The sequence below is a fragment of the Bacillus cereus group sp. BfR-BA-01522 genome, assembly GCF_022662635.1.
GTDB lineage: Bacteria > Bacillota > Bacilli > Bacillales > Bacillaceae_G > Bacillus_A > Bacillus_A cytotoxicus.
The window spans coordinates 143,450-158,775 of record NZ_JAKUDY010000007.1; the positions used below are offsets into that span (position 1 = coordinate 143,450).

Below are 15,326 nucleotides of genomic sequence, written 5' to 3' on the forward strand. Positions count from 1 at the left end.
TCAGACTATCTCATTATCCTGCCTTGCTAATAAATCGCCATTTGTAACCGCCAGCCATTCTTCTATTGCCGTTACATACCTCTCCGATTTTTATTGCACCAGTTTGTTCTCTAGCTTCTTTAATAGAAGGAAAAGTTCTTAATACATTACCATCCAGGTCGAGCATAGCTACAGGCTTCTGATTTTTCTCCCGAGCAATTTTATGTGCCGAGTCTACATTGTGAGTTCCTCTCTTTATACAATCACGTATGTTTTCTATTCGACTCATCCACTCTAAGTTTTCAGCCTTGTTGTTTAACCTATCTGCATCTATATGATTTACATCTAACTTTTCTCTGTAGCCTTTACAAAAGTGCTTCGCTACTAATCTGTGGACTGTATTTTTCACCTTTTTGCCGCCCCTAGCTAAATCCACACATTCATAACCACTATTGTTTATATAAGTGCTAATGATCTTCCCTCTAAAGAACTGTTTCTGGCCGTTACGTTTTGGTACATAGCGATCCAAACTTCTTATTTTCCCTAAATTACTAACTTGGTAAAATCCTTCAAAACCTTCGATGTCTTTCCAGGTTTCGATAGTAAAACCTCCTTTATTTAGAGGCAGGATACTCGGCGCTCGTGGACGGATTATTGGTTTGGTTCCTCACCATCTAGTCGTTGAACCTTCTGTACTACTAAAACCGTTCATACAGCTTGGCTGCGGATTATCCGTTAATTGGAGGACTTCCCGCAATTCACCGAGTTTTCATCGCACTATTACTAGTACGCGCCCCAACATTCTAGGGCTTTTACATGTAAAACGTCCTGTCGCCGCTCCGTACGTGTTATGCCACGGATGTATTTTGTTATCGTGTTTAATTTCCTTCGGTAACTTTTGCGTAAATGCTTCACGTAGTTTGCTGACGCCTCGATAGTCGAGAATCTTAGAAATTACGGGATGTTTCCCTTTCAACTTCTTCAATGCTTTTACGCCTGTTGATCCGTTTTCTATATCCGGTAACTTTAAATCTACGAATAACTTTTTCTTCAATTGCATCGGTGAACCTAAGTTAATTTCTTCGTCGAATAGTTCGTATATCTCACGCTGTATTTGCGCTTCTTCTTCTGCCAATTGTTCATCTAATACCTTCGCTTTCTCTTTATCGAAGTTAATACCGATTAAATCTGACTTAATAAACTGCCTACATACGGGCATCTCTATGTTAAAAACGAGCGACTTGATATCTTGTAAATCCTCTCGTTTGTCAAACCATTCCATAATCCAATCGTAAAGTTTCAAGGTTTTCTCCGTATCGCCCGCTGCGTAAACTAACGCTACATCTAACGGTATTTCATTAAACGCAGTCTTACCGAATAACTCATCGAAGTTATCACTCGGTTGTCGTAGCCAATCTGTTATCAAATCCTTTAGTCGATGGTTTCGATTTTCGTCTAATGCCATCGACATAATACGTGTATCCGCGTGCAAGTTATCGATTAAGTTAATTCCATAACGCTGCATAAACCATTTACAATCGAAAGGTGCGTTGTGCATTACGGTTTTTACTTGCTCTAGTACAGGTTTAACGTACTGTAATAAAACTTCTTCGCTTAAATTCGGACCTTCTTCATGGTTCAACGGTACATAATAATTGTGGGTTCTCGTCGAAATCGAAAAACCAGCCACTTCACCTTTCCACGGGTCTAATGCTCCGTTATCCTCACCGAATGTCTCACAGTCAAATCCAACTAAATCGGACGTTTTCATATCGTCTAACATTTGCTTTAATACCTTGCCATTGGTAACCAATACGTAATTATCCGGTGTAGCTAACACCATCTCACGTATTTTATCGTCGCGCTTTCGTCCGTGTAACACTTTCCATAACCGTAAAGCCTCCGCCTTACTAAAACGTTTAGCGAGGTCAGAAGGGCTACGACCAATTTCGCCCTTCATCATCGCTTCTTTTACTTCCGCAAGTCTCTGCCTATCAGACTCACTATTCTTCATCGATAGAATTCGTTGCCATGCGTCTTCCATCGTTTCAATCGCCTTTGCCTTTCTCTCGACCGCTTTTGCCACCCGTACTTTCGTTTCTTCAACGGCTTCAGCGCCAGGTATTTTTAAGTTCAACGTTAACTTTGGCGTCACTTTCACCGCCCCGTTTCCTTGCAATTTAATCGGTAATAAAATGTTACTACCACTTCGTGATTATTTTCCGCCCACTCTTCGAAACAACGCTTATCGCAAAATGAGTTACCTTCGCGATCGTCATAAACGAATTCTTTACAGTTGAGTACGGCGCTACAATTCTCGCAAATACGCATTTGTTACTCCGTTTTATCAAAGCGTTGTTCTACTGGAACGATAAGTTCTACTCTCGACCAGTTTCCTGTATCACCCTTTAAAGCGACAGTTGAACAACTATTTACCGTTCCGTCCTCACGAGCAACTCCGATTGTTCCTACAGGATTGACACTTAAACTGCGAGAAATCGTACGAACGATATCACCTTTCTTAATCTCACCAACCTCACGACCGATAGCCGCCCACTTAAGTTTCTCTGCCTTCGCTTTCTTTTCTTCCTCGGCTTCACGGGTGATATGTTCCGCTTCTTCTTTCGTTAATGGTTCGAGGTCTTTTCGGTGTACCCAAGGTGCTGAGGCTTCGCCACCGTTTATATAAGCGGTTTTGAACGAGTCATCACCATCTTCGTTGTCGTATTCAACTAGATTAACGACGGTGCCGATTTCATAGTTACGTGGCCCGCAAACATATTCAGTATGATCTCCACCAATAACCCTCGCAAAGTCGCCTTCTTTCAATAATGCTTGTTTAGCTTCGAGGACTTCTTCGTCGGTTGCTTTTACTAGTTCGTGCTCGCGAAACCAAGGATAAAGTAGTTCTCTTCCTTGTAAATCTTCGCATTTAAATGGTTGATTATCTTCACTATCGTGGAAAATCTTCACGATGTCTCCGACTTTACCTGAATGATTACTTTCTCCGATTACCTTCGCATAATCACCGACCTGTAGACGCTCTACCATTGGCTCACTTTCGTTCTCGGCACTCTTTTCTTCCGAAGTTCCTTGTTCCGCCTGCCCTTGCTGCTCATTTTGCAACGCCTGCATACTACGAGTAATTTTTTCTAAGGCAGACGGGGTACCTTCGAGTTTAGTTCCATCAGGTAATTCGATTTTTACTACGCCTTCCGCGTCGGTTAGTTTGTCGGAAGCGATTGCGTGGGATTTGCGGAATACTTTCCAATCGTCGTCATTACAATCACGGCTACGCTCATCATTAATATCATCGAGGAATTTCATATCATTAATTTTATTAGTTCTTACAACTTCGTAGAATGCTTCGTACGTTAAATCATCATACCCTTCTTCGAAACATTGAATTAAATCGTCAACTCTACCTCCGTCTGTAACTAACTCATAAACAAACCCGTTAAATTCCACCGTATTTTCATTAACAACTTTAACTCCGTCTAATTTAGCCATGTTTAATTTCCTCCTCGTTTTCTTCGTTATTAGTTACTGCTGTTAACTCAATCCACCGTTGGCTCGCGCTAGTTTCCGTCGCCCAATACTCACGTTGACCTGCACATTCGAACATAAATACTCGATCACCTTCGACGCCTGCGATATAGTCACAATCTTCAGACGTATAAGCCTGGTCGTTTCCTTTTGTCGCACGTACTACTAATGCATTGTCGCGGTCTTGACGTACGCGAATTGTTTTTACTTGAATTTTATACCATTGTTTGTTGAGCGGGTCTCGCGCTACCAAGTCGTAAACCTCCGGGATGAGCGGTTTTGCTACTTCCCAACCGAGGTTTAAGAGCGCGAGGGCTACTCGTAATTCCGAGCAACCGCCCTTAATTGTTGTTTCGTGTGCCATCTAAACGCCCCTTTCCAAACGCTCCCTTAAAACGGAAGCGAATCGTCATCAATTTCGATTGGTGTTCCTTCGTTGCTTGCACTTTTCGAAGCCGTTGGCAATTTCGATTTATCAATCGCTTCATCTTCCGCATCTTGTAACAATGCAATGATGTCGCTTTCTTCACGGAAGTTTGCTAAGTCCTCAAACCCGTAGTCAATACCAATAAACGATTTAGCCTTTTCGAGTTGGTCTTCGGACGCTTCACCGGATTCAAGGGCGTATGACTTGTCCACTTGTTTAAAGTGAACCGCTTCACCTACTAGTGAATATTGCGGGTTAAACTTACGTCCCATCTTTTCGGCTTTATCGTAGTCGGCGATAATGTTGTTGATATGGAACTCAGCCGTATCGATCACGCGGTAAGTTTCGTATTCCAAATCGTAAACAGGAATCATTGCGTACATCTTACGTTTTGCACCGACTTTACATGATGGACACTCCGTTTTACCTGGCTTGAAGTATTTCGTAATGTCTGCGTTTGTTTCTAGCGGTGAATGGAGACAAGAGTGTTTTCGGAATCGGTGAATCGTACGTTTACCATCGAATGTTTTATCTTCGTGTACGAAGTAGAAATACCAATCGTCTGGTTCCGCTAGTAAGATGAATGTACGCCCCTCTGCGTTTACTTCACCGTGTTTTCCCATTCGAACGTAACGCGTCACACCTTCCGGAAATTCGCTATTCCCTCCGTTTTGGCTAGCTTCACGTTGTTCCTCACGCTTTTTTAACGTTTCTCTAATACCCATTGAAACAACTCCTTCGTTATAAATTCGTGCTTGGGTGACTCCCACGCCCGTATTACGTAACTGACTTCAATTACGCAATACCGACGCGGGGGATACATCGGTAGAAATCAAGAACTTTGGACGTAACGCATCGTGCTGTAATGCCAAGCGCCCATATGACGCCACTACCCGTTGTTCATATTCGGGGGAGGTGAAGATGGTGATAACGACGGGTAATGACGTTATATCGACGTGCATTTTTTTTTTTCGATTTTTCCGTTGACTATTGTCGATAGAAGTTTAATTCATTAACAATTGTTAATACTACAAACATAAGTTATAATAAAAATACGGAGTACATTTGCAATTGATCGACCTGCCAAGTCGGTTGATTGTAAGTACAAAGGGTAGCATTTAGCCCCCTCCGTACTTATTCAGAATCATGCGTTCTATATACAATGCCTAAGTATATAGAACGCATTACGCAAGAAGATAATCACGGTAGTCACCGAATTGTCTTTCATCGAAGCGCTTTGCCAGGCGCTCGAGCTTGCGTATAACCGTCGAGTGATGTAGCCCCAACATTTTGCCGATTGCCGTCGGAGTAGTTGGTCCATCATTCGAAATAAACGTTTCAACGATTGCCGTCGTTGTTTCGTCATTGACCTTGTCCGGGTCAGATAAGAAGTCGATTAGCTCTCGCTGGTCGACTTCTTTCTTTTTTATAACGTGCTCTTCTATATCGAATTCGTCAGCGATAGTTTCGAACATTGCCGTGTTCTCTTCCTCACCGCTATCTGATACATCGTATAACTCATACTTTCTTCTCGTGCGTAACTTTCGTAATAATGACTTGTAACTATTACCTAGTGATACCGTGAATATTTTTACGAAATCGCCGCCAACGTTATTTCGTAAACTTTCCAATACCTTTTGTATTACGTCGTGGAACAGCCCAGTTATATCATGTTCGTTTGCCATGTATGTAGTGGTGCTCCAATACCGTAGCTTGTCCCGGTATACCTCCAATAAACTGACATACAAATCCGTAAATACAGAATCGTCTCCTGTTCGAAGATACTCGATTGCCATATTGTTAATATTTAATTTTTGTTCGTCTTTCACTTCTTATTCCCCCTTACAATAACTATGACGCATAAGTTGCCACGCTCGCGCACTTTTTTTTAAGTATTTTATAAATATATATATATATATTAACAAATAATTTTCAGAAATATCGAAAAGTCAACCAAGTATCTTACTTTATTTTTCGTTTACTTTTACAAAGACTTTCTCTGCATAAAAAAAAAAAACGAGCAACTACAATAGTTGCTCTAAGCTCTAACGGCATACGATGATTTAGCCACCAGGAGTGGTTTCTTGTGCCATTATTTTTGCGTCATTACTGTCTAACGGTGTATTAAGCGCAAACAACCCTAGAACCGCTACTAAACCCACAGAAACTCCTAATAAAATCTTCTTCAAATTGAATTCCTCCTTTTTCATTTTCAATATCTACTTTAAAGTTTATAAGCGATTCGGTCAATCCCGAACGATCTCCTCGTTCGTAGATTTCCCTAGCAACTAGACTAGAGAAAAAGAAGTTTGAGTCAGAAAAGAAGTGTTGAAAACATTCATAAAGTTCTGAGAATGAATTATAGGAGCGGGCTTTATATAAAAGTAAAAAGTCTTTTTCTCCCCTTTCTTTTATAATGCTATCTATTAATTGTCCTTTTGTATTATCCTTTTGATATTCGATAAGTCTTGTGTCTGATTCCGCTCCTAACGGTATCCCTAAATAAATTTTAACACAATCTAATCTATCTCTTGCTTGTACTTCGAATCTCTCCACTCCGATTGTCTTGGCAATGACGTAACTATCATGAAGGTATTGTAGACATCTTTCATTATCCTCATTCAAATACGTCATCCCTACATAGTATGACGCATCCGCAACGGTTTTCGCGCAAATATTGGCATTAATTATTAGAGAAGCGTATTTTCTTGCTAAATGCAATTGATTACGATGTAAAAAAATTGGAGCGAGAATTTCAGCCAATCTATGTAAAAAACACTCCTTAATAAATAATTTCCTACTATCACTCAAATCTCCTATCATGGAAGATACATCCTGTGCCACCTCCAACATGATATGGATTTTTTTCTGTGCGAAATAGTTATAACATTTAATGATATTTACAAGGATGTTTAGCGTACTATCTTCCACACGTCCGATCTTATTTAGATTCTCGATTAAATCAATTCCTTTTATTTTTCCCTGCATATAGTTATAAATAATACTATAAACATTTATATAGTCTCTAATTACCCCGTCACTTTTTTTGTGTATTTGAATTAACTGCCTTAGTAGCTTTACGTTCCGAGTTATCGCAGCATACTCTAAACTCTGTTGTATTGATTCAGCAGAATCTAATTGTAAACACCATTTCTCCATCTTCTCGCGTTGTTCGTCCGGAAACAGGTAATAGGAGATTCTCAAGAGTTTTCTAAACCCTATGGCTCCATCCTTTTTAAATTTAGACATACACTGCTTAGATACTCCTATTTTTTCCGCTACACTTGAAAACGTTATATCATCTCTATCATTGATGGTATCGCATATCTCTCTATGAAACCTTAACACTTGAAAACCCTCCTATGCTGTATAAGAAAATTTTGGTATAATGTAATTATAATTCTTATGTTTACTTTTGTAAACACTAAGTGTATTGAGAAAATTTTGAGGATGTGTAAAAATGATTGATTACTCCCCGTTACATGAGACGCTAAAAGAAAAAGAAATGGTAATTAGCGATCTAAGAGGTACAATTCTTAATTCAAGAACAATCGCAAATATTAACAAAGGAATGTCTGTGAATTTAAGTACAATAGAAGAAATTTGTCTACATCTAGATGTTCCTATTGAAAAAGTAGTTAAAATTATAAATACTCAAGAATAATAGTTTCAAAGCCTCCGATTTAGGAAAGGAGGTGATTACATCGTTAAAAGTCGGAAGGTGCCGTATTCCCGAACTATGTAAAAAGAACGGCATTACACAAGCTGAACTCGCTCTAAAAGTCGGTATTACACCGCAATCCATAACGGATTATGTCAGCCTGCGTAATTTGCCTAACGTAGAAAGAGCGCGTAATATTGCCGCTAAGCTACATTGTGACATCGAAGAATTGTACGAATGGGAAACGGAATAACATCTATTTACCGGGAAGGTTTCGTATCTTCCCTCCGACCGAAAATACGTGAATTCACGTATGATAATTTTAATCGAACTGGCTCCGCATTATCAACTACAGATATCAACGAATCCTTTCCTTCTTTTAGTAACGAGTCATTCGCATCCTTAAATTCACAAACATATCCATTTGTCAAGCGCATTTTGCCATTTAAATATTTCTCAAGTTCTTTTCGAAGTTTCTCGCCTGCTGGATCGTTATCCGCTACGATAACTAATTCTTCTATCGGCGACTTCAATATTTGCTCTGCCTTTCGTTGGTTAAACGACGAGGATCCGTTTGCCAGTCCGAAAACCCCAGCCGTCATAAATGACATCGCATCTATTTCCGCCTCACAATATACTGCCCGCTTAATATTTCGTTTATAAGCGAGATGTAATCCGTATATCAAATCTCCAATTGGCTTTCCGTCCTTTTCGTACCAGAATGCTTTGCCGCGCGTTTTCCGATACTTAATATTCGCCAATCTACCGTTTGTATCAAACCACGGAATTACCACCGCCTGCCTAAAGCGGTCGTAACCGATCTTCATTTGCCGTTGTACTTCCTCACTAATACCTCGCTGTCCTAAATACGGGTGGCGATAAGCGTATTCTTGCAACCGACCAAAATCGAGGGCCTTATGGCCGCTTTCAATCCGGAGTTTCGGCGGCTTAAGTACGAGGTTGTCGTAGGTGTAACATGTACCATATGATTCTAACAGGTATGCTTCCGTCTCTTCATAGGTCTCATTTCGCAAGTAAGATAACAATCTGGTAAAGTTGCCGCTTTCCCATTCGCTATCAAATGCACCCGAGTCTTTCCACGTACCAGCGTAATCCCCGTCTAAGTTAACGAAAAAGCTCGGCGTGTGTTCATATCGAAATGGCGAGGCTGCAATTAGTTTATAAGAAGTCCATCTTTCGTTAGTCCAAGAAAACTGCCGAAGTTCATACTCGATGTCTACATTTACGTCCTGCCCACGTATTTGAATACTTGACAAGGTGACCCACCTACCGTTCTTTTAAATTAAAACACGCTCGTAAATTGTTTCGCTGCTTCCTCTCCTGTTTCCATTTCCTTAATCACGCCAATCTGCGGCATGTAAATGATTTCGGCGCTTTCGCCTTCACCACCGTCACGACCTTTATTAATACCGATTATACCTCGTCCTTGTTTTGCATCAGTATCAACCGCAATCAATAACGCCGCATCCTCTAAGAGTGCTTTCGTTTTCTTTACTTCGCTACGTTTCGGTAAGCGTAATTCTCTTTGGCCATCCTCGTCCTCGCTGTTATCGACTTCGTCTGCTTGTGTAATAGCGAACATAACCACTCCTGTTTTACCGGCTAATCGACGTAAAGCCTTCGATGTAGCCGCTGCGTCCCCGCCTGCTGTCTTTGACGTGTTCTTTTCGTAATCTAAATAATAGAACGGGTCCACAATTACGACATCTGCATTTGTCTCACTTATATCTACTTCTAACTGTCGTAAATCCCTTCGATGAAAGTCGTAATCATCTACGCCTCGGACAACAATATTACCTGGTAGAATTTCATTGATATTCGCTAGGAACATTTTAAACCCTTGTTCAAATTCTTCTGATAGTTTACCATGACGGATTTCCTTCGAATCAAAACCAGCTTCTAAATTTATACCGTCTAGTTCGGCTACAGTCGCTCCAATACGTGATGAGATTGAAGTGTATAAGCGTACCATCCCTTCGAACCATCCCATTTCCATTAGCCAGATAAGCACGTTTGCACCTTGAAACGCCATTTCTACGCCCTCTTCGATAGTCGTTGCGGATTTACCACGCCCTGACTTTCCATAGATTGTGTATACGTTCGAGCTTACGTAACCGCCAATCGCCTTATTGATGAATGAAAATCGAGACTTCCAAATGCGATAAGACTCGCCCTTTTTACGACGTTCGTATTCTTCTAGGAATTTAGACGTATCTGCCTTCAAACTTGTTCCCACTTTATCACGAACGTCTGTTCTTATTATAACGCTGTCAACTCTATCTCGCAACCATTCTAGGAAAGAATTTCCGTCTAGTTGCTCAAATTGTTCAGGCGCTTCGTTTTGTAAGAATTCCATCGCTTCGACCTTTGCCGAATAAGACTTGATTTGTTTCGTTAAATACTCGAAACTATCCTCGACATTTGGTACGTAAGTGAATCCGTCGACTTCTGCTACTAGCGTACGGAAGTCGGGGACACGCCCGCGATTAGTTTCTACGTAATCTTTAATAAAACGATACGCCTTACGTTCAGCTTCCGTAACAAAATCTCGCTCTGTTACATGATTCAATTGTATCGGATTAGCCGTATCTATTACTTTCGATAAGAGCATTTCTCCGTAGTTCATTAACTACACCTCCAATTTACCATCTATATAAATATTGTGTAAGGCAACAAATGTACTAATTTTAGCGAACAAACCGAACGTAGTTTTGCAGTTTGATTACAGGAGTGTTCGAACCGCTCGCATTCTCTCCGCCATCTTTCGTTTCTGATCCTCGCTATACTGACGTAATCGCTTCATACTTACCTGCTTTTCACCTAACGTGCAACGCACTGCTAGCGGTTTTCCATCGTCGTCACTTTCGATAACTGTAACGTTTTCTTCACCAATTATCCCTACTAACTTACGAATGTGTTTTGGAACGCAAGAGTATGCGTTCCATTCCTTCGTTTCGTTGTCGAAAGTCAATACGGTTTCTTGTTCTTTTGTTGAGTATAAACTCATTGATTAGCCTCCTCCGTTTCTATTAAAATAGCGTTTTTGTTATAAACCATTGTATATGGTAAAATATAGTGACAACATGTTTTAAGGAGGTTTTAATATGCCACACGAAGTTTGGTTTCCTATACTCCTAGCAATATTCGTCGTATTTTTCCTTAATAAAGAGGAAAAACACAAACAATAACTTTATTTGTTCCAGCTTAAATGTATGTACGCAATATTTAAGCTGGTATTCTTTCAAATAAGGATTTTATTTTGTTTGGTTTTTCAGTAACTCTGGGTTTTCGTAGATGTTTCCAATGACTATAAACTCATAAATTTCACCGTATACACACTTTTGATAACCTTCCCCAATTTCAAAAGGTAACCATCCGAAGTTGCCCCATTTAACAACATGCTCAGCAAGTGATTCTTCTTGGAAATGAATACCTCCGTCATGACGACTTACAATATCCCCTTCATAAATCTCCTTACCGTTCTTGTCTTTTAAGCCTGTGTATTGCCTTAAAATTGCATCACCATATTTACCATCAAGTGAGAAGTGACACCAATCATTTACTTGACCATCAAAATTACCGTGTGTTGTTTTGCTTTCGAAATTAATGTTTACAGGAGTGAAATGTTCTCCTGTCGGTTTATATATTGCATCGAACTTAATTTCTCTCATTCTCTTTCCCTCCAAAATAACGCTTTTGTTATAAAACTACATAGCTATTAATGTATGTTTCTTTGCTCTCTCTCCAAAAATTACTACTGCACTAGGAAAAGGTGCGTTGTTCTTACTTTCGCCGAACTTTAACCTTCCTTTAACTAAACGTATCTCACCTTTCATGCAGTAATCATGCCACCATCTTGTATCCGTCCTTGCTGGTAACAAACATACTACAGTGGATCCTGTTAATGAGGATTCATATGCTTTTTTAACCCATTTTCCTATACCTCGACCATACGGCGGATTCATCCAACATGTACCATTCCACTCCTGTTTTAATCCGTCCATTTCTGGAGTAAAGTACTTTTCGCATTTCGCATTGTCTTCTAATGCACATACATCTAATTCAAAGTCGAATTCTTTATGTAATTCATCGAAGAAATATTGCGGTGTAGCCCATAAATCAGTTTTGCTGCTGAAATGAACATCCATTTTTGAAGTCAAATCTCCATCTCCTTTTTCTACAAAATTCAAATTTGGTCTTACTTTTCCGTTTCCTCCAACACAACGTTATAAAGTCCGAAGGTCACTCCGAAAATAAAAGCGGTAACTTTTATTTCCATACCACTTAGTCCACAAAAATACGTAAGCCAAAACCACGTCGGCAAAGACATGAATACTGCGATAATAATCTTTTTCATTATGAGTTCTCCTTCATTCCTTCTAAGATTGAAAACATTAGTAAACCTAATAGTAGTAATACTGTGTATATAATATTCTCTGTAAAAGTAAGTCCTATATAAATTGAGAATGATGACACAGGTACGAAAACAAGGAATTGAAATACGATTAATATTAATTTTTTCATCTTCGCATCCCCCTTTTCGAATCACCCTCGAACGGCAACACCACGCATAAATCTCGCACTCTATCGTACAACCTACGATCAAACACGCTTTCCAACTCGTCGATAGGAATGTTCGAGGTGTAAACCGTAGGTAATCCGTTCGTTATCCGGTGGTTAATCACCGCGTGTAAATCGCCTCGAAATGCTTCGGTTGCACTACGTACTCCAATATCGTCCAATATCGCAAAAGGGGCCGTCTTAGCGTTAGTCATGCGACGGTAGTATTCCTTTGCGGATTTCTCCGCCGTTTCACGCGGTATGTTTGACCGATTAAATTCGTTAAATAACGTTTGCCATTCGTTCACATCTAAAAAATAACCAGGTACCTGCAACGATTGCCTATTTCGCTGCAAACTACCGATGTAATGCCGGATTAGCCATTCATTTAAAATAACGGCTGCTGTTGTCGTTTTCCCTGTACCAGTTTCTTCGGAAAACAAATACATCGATTTGATCTTGTCTTTTACATCCGTTACCTCATCCGCCTCAAATTGTCGTGAGAAAGTCGTTACATACGCTTCGATAGATTTATAGACTTTCGGTTGTGTATCTTTTACAGGCGAATTCAGTAGCGTTAAATGACGGTATTCTTTTGGTAAGTTGGTCGCTGCCATACGTCCACCTTTCCCGTTAAATCCGTGTAGTGCGATGTATGAAGGGCATTGACGGTTACATGATTCGCTTTTGTACAGCGAGCAATGATCGGATAGAATACATTGCATCAAACCAACGCCCCCCCTGCGAATTTATCCTCATAATATTCCGTAACAGCCTTGATGTCCTCACCCGCTAGAACAGCGCCCCCTTTACGTAACTCCATGCCGTATGGACACTGTTTATAGCACTTATCTTCTACGGCACCCATTCGAATTAGTTCGTTAAAAGGACAATCGAAGCAATGATTGTTTAGTATTCGAAGCACCTTACTACGTGCTTCTTCTTTTTCAATATTGTTATAGGTACACTTTGGAAACTCATTCCTACGTGCTAATAACGTTTTTTCACGACCACATGACGGACATCCCACACCCCTTTTAAAATGCATGTAAGCAATCGAAGGTTTTTCATTAGGGTGATACGGGCATGTGTAACGCATTTTCGTACGGTTATTTTTGTAAACCGTCTCTAGTAATGTATAACCTCTTTCCGCAAACTCTTTACGTACTTCTTCAATCGTTCTAGTACGATATTTATGTTGTTGTCGTTTACATTGACGGCAACCACCGAAACCCTTTCGCATATTACCTGCTGTTATCTGGATAATACTTTCAGGATGCTGACGGCATTTACAACGCATCGGTGTTCTTGCGTTTATATAATCCGTTTCTAGTAAATCGTACCCTTTAGAATCAAAAAGTGCTTTTACTTCTTCGAACGTGAATTTAGAACGCGCCATTTGTCTTCCCTCCGTTCATAAATAATCGATAATTTCTTCCGTACTAACTTCCATAACCTCCGTCTGTCTTTGTAACTTCGCTTCTTCCTTACGTAACTCATCAAGCACTCGCGGTAGAATACGCCCTCGCATATACGAATACATAAACGCAAAGTTTAATCCAGGATACTCCCGTGTCGGCTTATAATCGGCAAAACATGCGTCGATGAATTGTTTTGTTGCTTCCGGTTTATACTCAGCAATAAACGTCTTCAACATACGTCCTTCCATCGCATAGCTACGAGTGACATAAGGAATTTTATAACGCTCCTCATGTTCGTGCTTTAGATACTCTCGGAATGTCGTTACGTTCCACTTTTCGATTGGTAGGTTGCGGAAATCTTTCGTTGAGATGCGGGTCATTTGCTCCCCTCCTCGTCAAATAATTCAAATAATATCGCATGTAATTCATCGTTAGACGCCTGCCATAAGTCTCGTCCATCTTCCATTTTGAATATGTTACGACGGATTAGCGCCTCGATATAAATCTGCTTTCGTATCTCTTCGTTGTTTTTTAGTGCTGAATACATTCGTCTGTTTATTCACCCTCCTTATCTAATCGGTGCTCTGCGGGAACAACTAAATTCAATGATTTTGGGTTAACATTAAACGTATCAAACGTCTGATTATAAAGGTCAAACTGTACACATTTAATTAATCCAGCAGACGGTTCTTCTACTGTTACCTCACTTAAATCACCGGCTGACATTGCTACTACATCGCCCTTCTTAAACTCGTCCAACTCACGACCAACCTTAGCGAATACTCTACGTCGTTTTTCTTGTGCGATTTCTTCGGGCGTTGCTTTTCGTTTAATATATTTCGTACTAATAAGCTGATCTGTGAGTCGTGAAATTTTATCTACAAGAAGTCTTCCTGATACATGGACGTCAGATATTTTGCAGACATTTTCGTCAATGACGACCCAGTCTCCGGGTTGATACGGTTCTTCATAATCGACGAATTCATTTTCGAAAAAGAAATTAATCGTTGTGTTGATAGGTGCAATACGACCAGTGTTTAAATAATGACCGATCAATACGCTCCCCTCCGCTTTATATGCAATGCGAGATTCCGACACTCCTTCTCTTGTCTTGCAGATAATCCAATTTGTTTCTAAGCGGTTAATCGCTTCAAATCCTTTGTAAACTTTCGTTTCTGTTGCCTGTAATTCCATACCGTTTCCTCCTTATATTTGCTTGATAAATTCGTAATGTAACGTTTCCCATACCGATAACACCTATCGTTAAATACGTTCGTGATTTCCTAGACAAAACTCTAGTTATTTAGCGGATAAATGAGAGCTTGTTACTTTTATATCTCCGTCTAGCTTCTTCAGTATATACGTGCGAGTTTTTTGTCGTTGTCGCAACCCTGTTACACTTTTTAGGCTGCGTTTTACGGTATCTTTAACACCTTTTAACTTTTGGTTTGCGTTAAACAAAAGCTCCCAATCGTCTTTTATTTGACGCCTGTGACTACGTATTTCTTTTAAACGTTTCGCTAAATGATAGCCCCCGACGGAACTGAACGACTCAACCTCGATGATATGTAATACGTCTTGTTGCATGAGATCAACGTCGGAACGAAGTCGATTTATTTCTTCCAAGTCGCATTCTAGCGCTTCTAGTTCAGTTAGGATGTTTTGTAAGCGTGCTGTTACGCTTTCCATCGTTAACACCTCCGTTTATTAT

Annotated in this window: 21 protein-coding genes; 2 read left to right on the forward strand and 19 right to left on the reverse strand. The window is 40.1% G+C overall.

What is annotated here, in order from left to right; genetic code table 11:
* Nucleotides 1-13: 13 nt before the first annotated feature.
* The 7 genes from MR059_RS12545 to MR059_RS12575 all read right to left on the reverse strand — a co-directional run bounded on the left by MR059_RS12545 (nt 14) and on the right by MR059_RS12575 (nt 7,300).
* Nucleotides 14-634: an NUMOD4 domain-containing protein gene (locus tag MR059_RS12545; RefSeq protein WP_306298515.1), complete on the reverse strand. Its 621-nt coding sequence runs from the start codon at nt 632-634 to the stop codon at nt 14-16.
* Nucleotides 635-748: 114 nt separating this feature from the next.
* A complete protein-coding gene (locus MR059_RS12550; protein ID WP_242161803.1) occupies nt 749-2,134 on the reverse strand; it encodes a DNA polymerase in 1,386 nt (461 codons plus the stop codon).
* A 179-nt stretch (nt 2,135-2,313) separates the two neighbouring features.
* Nucleotides 2,314-3,489, reverse strand: coding sequence for a hypothetical protein (locus MR059_RS12555; RefSeq protein ID WP_242161804.1), 1,176 nt, complete (start codon nt 3,487-3,489; stop codon nt 2,314-2,316).
* Nucleotides 3,482-3,889 carry a group I intron-associated PD-(D/E)XK endonuclease gene (locus tag MR059_RS12560; RefSeq protein WP_048723686.1) on the reverse strand — a complete coding sequence of 136 codons (408 nt, stop codon included), beginning with the start codon at nt 3,887-3,889 and terminating at the stop codon, nt 3,482-3,484. The genes MR059_RS12555 and MR059_RS12560 overlap by 8 nt, the downstream gene beginning before the upstream one ends.
* Nucleotides 3,890-3,915: 26 nt before the next feature.
* Nucleotides 3,916-4,677 carry a single-stranded DNA-binding protein gene (locus MR059_RS12565; RefSeq protein ID WP_242161805.1) on the reverse strand — a complete coding sequence of 254 codons (762 nt, stop codon included), beginning with the start codon at nt 4,675-4,677 and terminating at the stop codon, nt 3,916-3,918.
* Nucleotides 4,678-5,136: 459 nt separating this feature from the next.
* A complete protein-coding gene (locus tag MR059_RS12570) occupies nt 5,137-5,781 on the reverse strand; it encodes a sigma-70 family RNA polymerase sigma factor (RefSeq protein ID WP_242161806.1) in 645 nt (214 codons plus the stop codon).
* A 295-nt stretch (nt 5,782-6,076) separates the two neighbouring features.
* Nucleotides 6,077-7,300: an AimR family lysis-lysogeny pheromone receptor gene (locus MR059_RS12575; protein ID WP_242161807.1), complete on the reverse strand. Its 1,224-nt coding sequence runs from the start codon at nt 7,298-7,300 to the stop codon at nt 6,077-6,079.
* A 112-nt stretch (nt 7,301-7,412) separates the two neighbouring features.
* Between MR059_RS12575 and MR059_RS12580 the strand changes: the two genes are divergently transcribed.
* Together MR059_RS12580 and MR059_RS12585 are read left to right on the forward strand one after the other, a co-directional pair.
* Nucleotides 7,413-7,616, forward strand: coding sequence for a helix-turn-helix domain-containing protein (locus MR059_RS12580; protein ID WP_242161808.1), 204 nt, complete (start codon nt 7,413-7,415; stop codon nt 7,614-7,616).
* Nucleotides 7,617-7,647: 31 nt separating this feature from the next.
* Nucleotides 7,648-7,866 carry a helix-turn-helix transcriptional regulator gene (locus MR059_RS12585; RefSeq protein ID WP_235436449.1) on the forward strand — a complete coding sequence of 73 codons (219 nt, stop codon included), beginning with the start codon at nt 7,648-7,650 and terminating at the stop codon, nt 7,864-7,866.
* Between the two features lie 7 nt (nt 7,867-7,873).
* Here MR059_RS12585 and MR059_RS12590 read toward each other — a convergent pair whose 3' ends face one another.
* The 12 genes from MR059_RS12590 to MR059_RS12645 form a co-directional block, all read right to left on the reverse strand.
* Complete coding sequence (locus MR059_RS12590) at nt 7,874-8,890, reverse strand: toprim domain-containing protein (RefSeq protein ID WP_242161809.1); 1,017 nt, start codon at nt 8,888-8,890, stop codon at nt 7,874-7,876.
* Between the two features lie 26 nt (nt 8,891-8,916).
* Entirely contained in the window at nt 8,917-10,260 is a 1,344-nt protein-coding gene (locus MR059_RS12595; RefSeq protein WP_087095132.1) for a DnaB-like helicase C-terminal domain-containing protein, read from the reverse strand.
* Between the two features lie 96 nt (nt 10,261-10,356).
* Entirely contained in the window at nt 10,357-10,641 is a 285-nt protein-coding gene (locus tag MR059_RS12600; RefSeq protein WP_048723693.1) for a hypothetical protein, read from the reverse strand.
* Between the two features lie 247 nt (nt 10,642-10,888).
* On the reverse strand, nt 10,889-11,305 hold the full coding sequence (locus tag MR059_RS12605; RefSeq protein ID WP_048723694.1) for a YopX family protein: 417 nt from the start codon (nt 11,303-11,305) through the stop codon (nt 10,889-10,891).
* Between the two features lie 36 nt (nt 11,306-11,341).
* Nucleotides 11,342-11,794: a phage N-6-adenine-methyltransferase gene (locus MR059_RS12610; RefSeq protein WP_242161810.1), complete on the reverse strand. Its 453-nt coding sequence runs from the start codon at nt 11,792-11,794 to the stop codon at nt 11,342-11,344.
* A 38-nt stretch (nt 11,795-11,832) separates the two neighbouring features.
* Nucleotides 11,833-11,991: a hypothetical protein gene (locus tag MR059_RS12615; RefSeq protein WP_164468644.1), complete on the reverse strand. Its 159-nt coding sequence runs from the start codon at nt 11,989-11,991 to the stop codon at nt 11,833-11,835.
* A gap of 163 nt (nt 11,992-12,154) precedes the next feature.
* Nucleotides 12,155-12,919: a P-loop NTPase family protein gene (locus MR059_RS12620; protein ID WP_242161834.1), complete on the reverse strand. Its 765-nt coding sequence runs from the start codon at nt 12,917-12,919 to the stop codon at nt 12,155-12,157.
* Nucleotides 12,919-13,593 (reverse strand): DUF723 domain-containing protein, encoded by a 675-nt coding sequence (locus MR059_RS12625; RefSeq protein ID WP_242161811.1) that lies wholly within the window; start codon nt 13,591-13,593, stop codon nt 12,919-12,921. Before MR059_RS12625 ends, MR059_RS12620 begins: the two co-directional genes overlap by 1 nt.
* A 15-nt stretch (nt 13,594-13,608) precedes the next feature.
* Nucleotides 13,609-13,995, reverse strand: coding sequence for a hypothetical protein (locus tag MR059_RS12630; protein ID WP_242161812.1), 387 nt, complete (start codon nt 13,993-13,995; stop codon nt 13,609-13,611).
* Nucleotides 13,992-14,162, reverse strand: coding sequence for a Fur-regulated basic protein FbpA (gene fbpA, locus MR059_RS12635; protein ID WP_242161813.1), 171 nt, complete (start codon nt 14,160-14,162; stop codon nt 13,992-13,994). Before fbpA ends, MR059_RS12630 begins: the two co-directional genes overlap by 4 nt.
* Before the next feature lie 8 nt (nt 14,163-14,170).
* Nucleotides 14,171-14,809, reverse strand: a complete 639-nt coding sequence (locus MR059_RS12640; RefSeq protein ID WP_242161814.1) for a hypothetical protein — start codon at nt 14,807-14,809, stop codon at nt 14,171-14,173.
* 105 nt (nt 14,810-14,914) lie between these two features.
* Complete coding sequence (locus MR059_RS12645; protein ID WP_242161815.1) at nt 14,915-15,304, reverse strand: hypothetical protein; 390 nt, start codon at nt 15,302-15,304, stop codon at nt 14,915-14,917.
* Between the last annotated feature and the right edge of the window lie 22 nt (nt 15,305-15,326).

Coding starts and splice junctions, on each gene's coding strand:
- MR059_RS12555 (WP_242161804.1), bottom strand. CDS start 3,489: ATGGCTAAATTAGACGGAGTTAAAGTTGTTAATGAAAATACGGTGGAA.
- MR059_RS12560 (WP_048723686.1), bottom strand. CDS start 3,889: ATGGCACACGAAACAACAATTAAGGGCGGTTGCTCGGAATTACGAGTA.
- MR059_RS12565 (WP_242161805.1), bottom strand. CDS start 4,677: ATGGGTATTAGAGAAACGTTAAAAAAGCGTGAGGAACAACGTGAAGCT.
- MR059_RS12580 (WP_242161808.1), top strand. CDS start 7,413: ATGATTGATTACTCCCCGTTACATGAGACGCTAAAAGAAAAAGAAATG.
- MR059_RS12595 (WP_087095132.1), bottom strand. CDS start 10,260: ATGAACTACGGAGAAATGCTCTTATCGAAAGTAATAGATACGGCTAAT.
- MR059_RS12600 (WP_048723693.1), bottom strand. CDS start 10,641: ATGAGTTTATACTCAACAAAAGAACAAGAAACCGTATTGACTTTCGAC.
- MR059_RS12605 (WP_048723694.1), bottom strand. CDS start 11,305: ATGAGAGAAATTAAGTTCGATGCAATATATAAACCGACAGGAGAACAT.
- MR059_RS12615 (WP_164468644.1), bottom strand. CDS start 11,991: ATGAAAAAGATTATTATCGCAGTATTCATGTCTTTGCCGACGTGGTTT.
- MR059_RS12620 (WP_242161834.1), bottom strand. CDS start 12,919: ATGCAATGTATTCTATCCGATCATTGCTCGCTGTACAAAAGCGAATCA.
- MR059_RS12625 (WP_242161811.1), bottom strand. CDS start 13,593: ATGGCGCGTTCTAAATTCACGTTCGAAGAAGTAAAAGCACTTTTTGAT.
- MR059_RS12630 (WP_242161812.1), bottom strand. CDS start 13,995: ATGACCCGCATCTCAACGAAAGATTTCCGCAACCTACCAATCGAAAAG.
- fbpA (WP_242161813.1), bottom strand. CDS start 14,162: ATGTATTCAGCACTAAAAAACAACGAAGAGATACGAAAGCAGATTTAT.
- MR059_RS12640 (WP_242161814.1), bottom strand. CDS start 14,809: ATGGAATTACAGGCAACAGAAACGAAAGTTTACAAAGGATTTGAAGCG.
- MR059_RS12645 (WP_242161815.1), bottom strand. CDS start 15,304: ATGGAAAGCGTAACAGCACGCTTACAAAACATCCTAACTGAACTAGAA.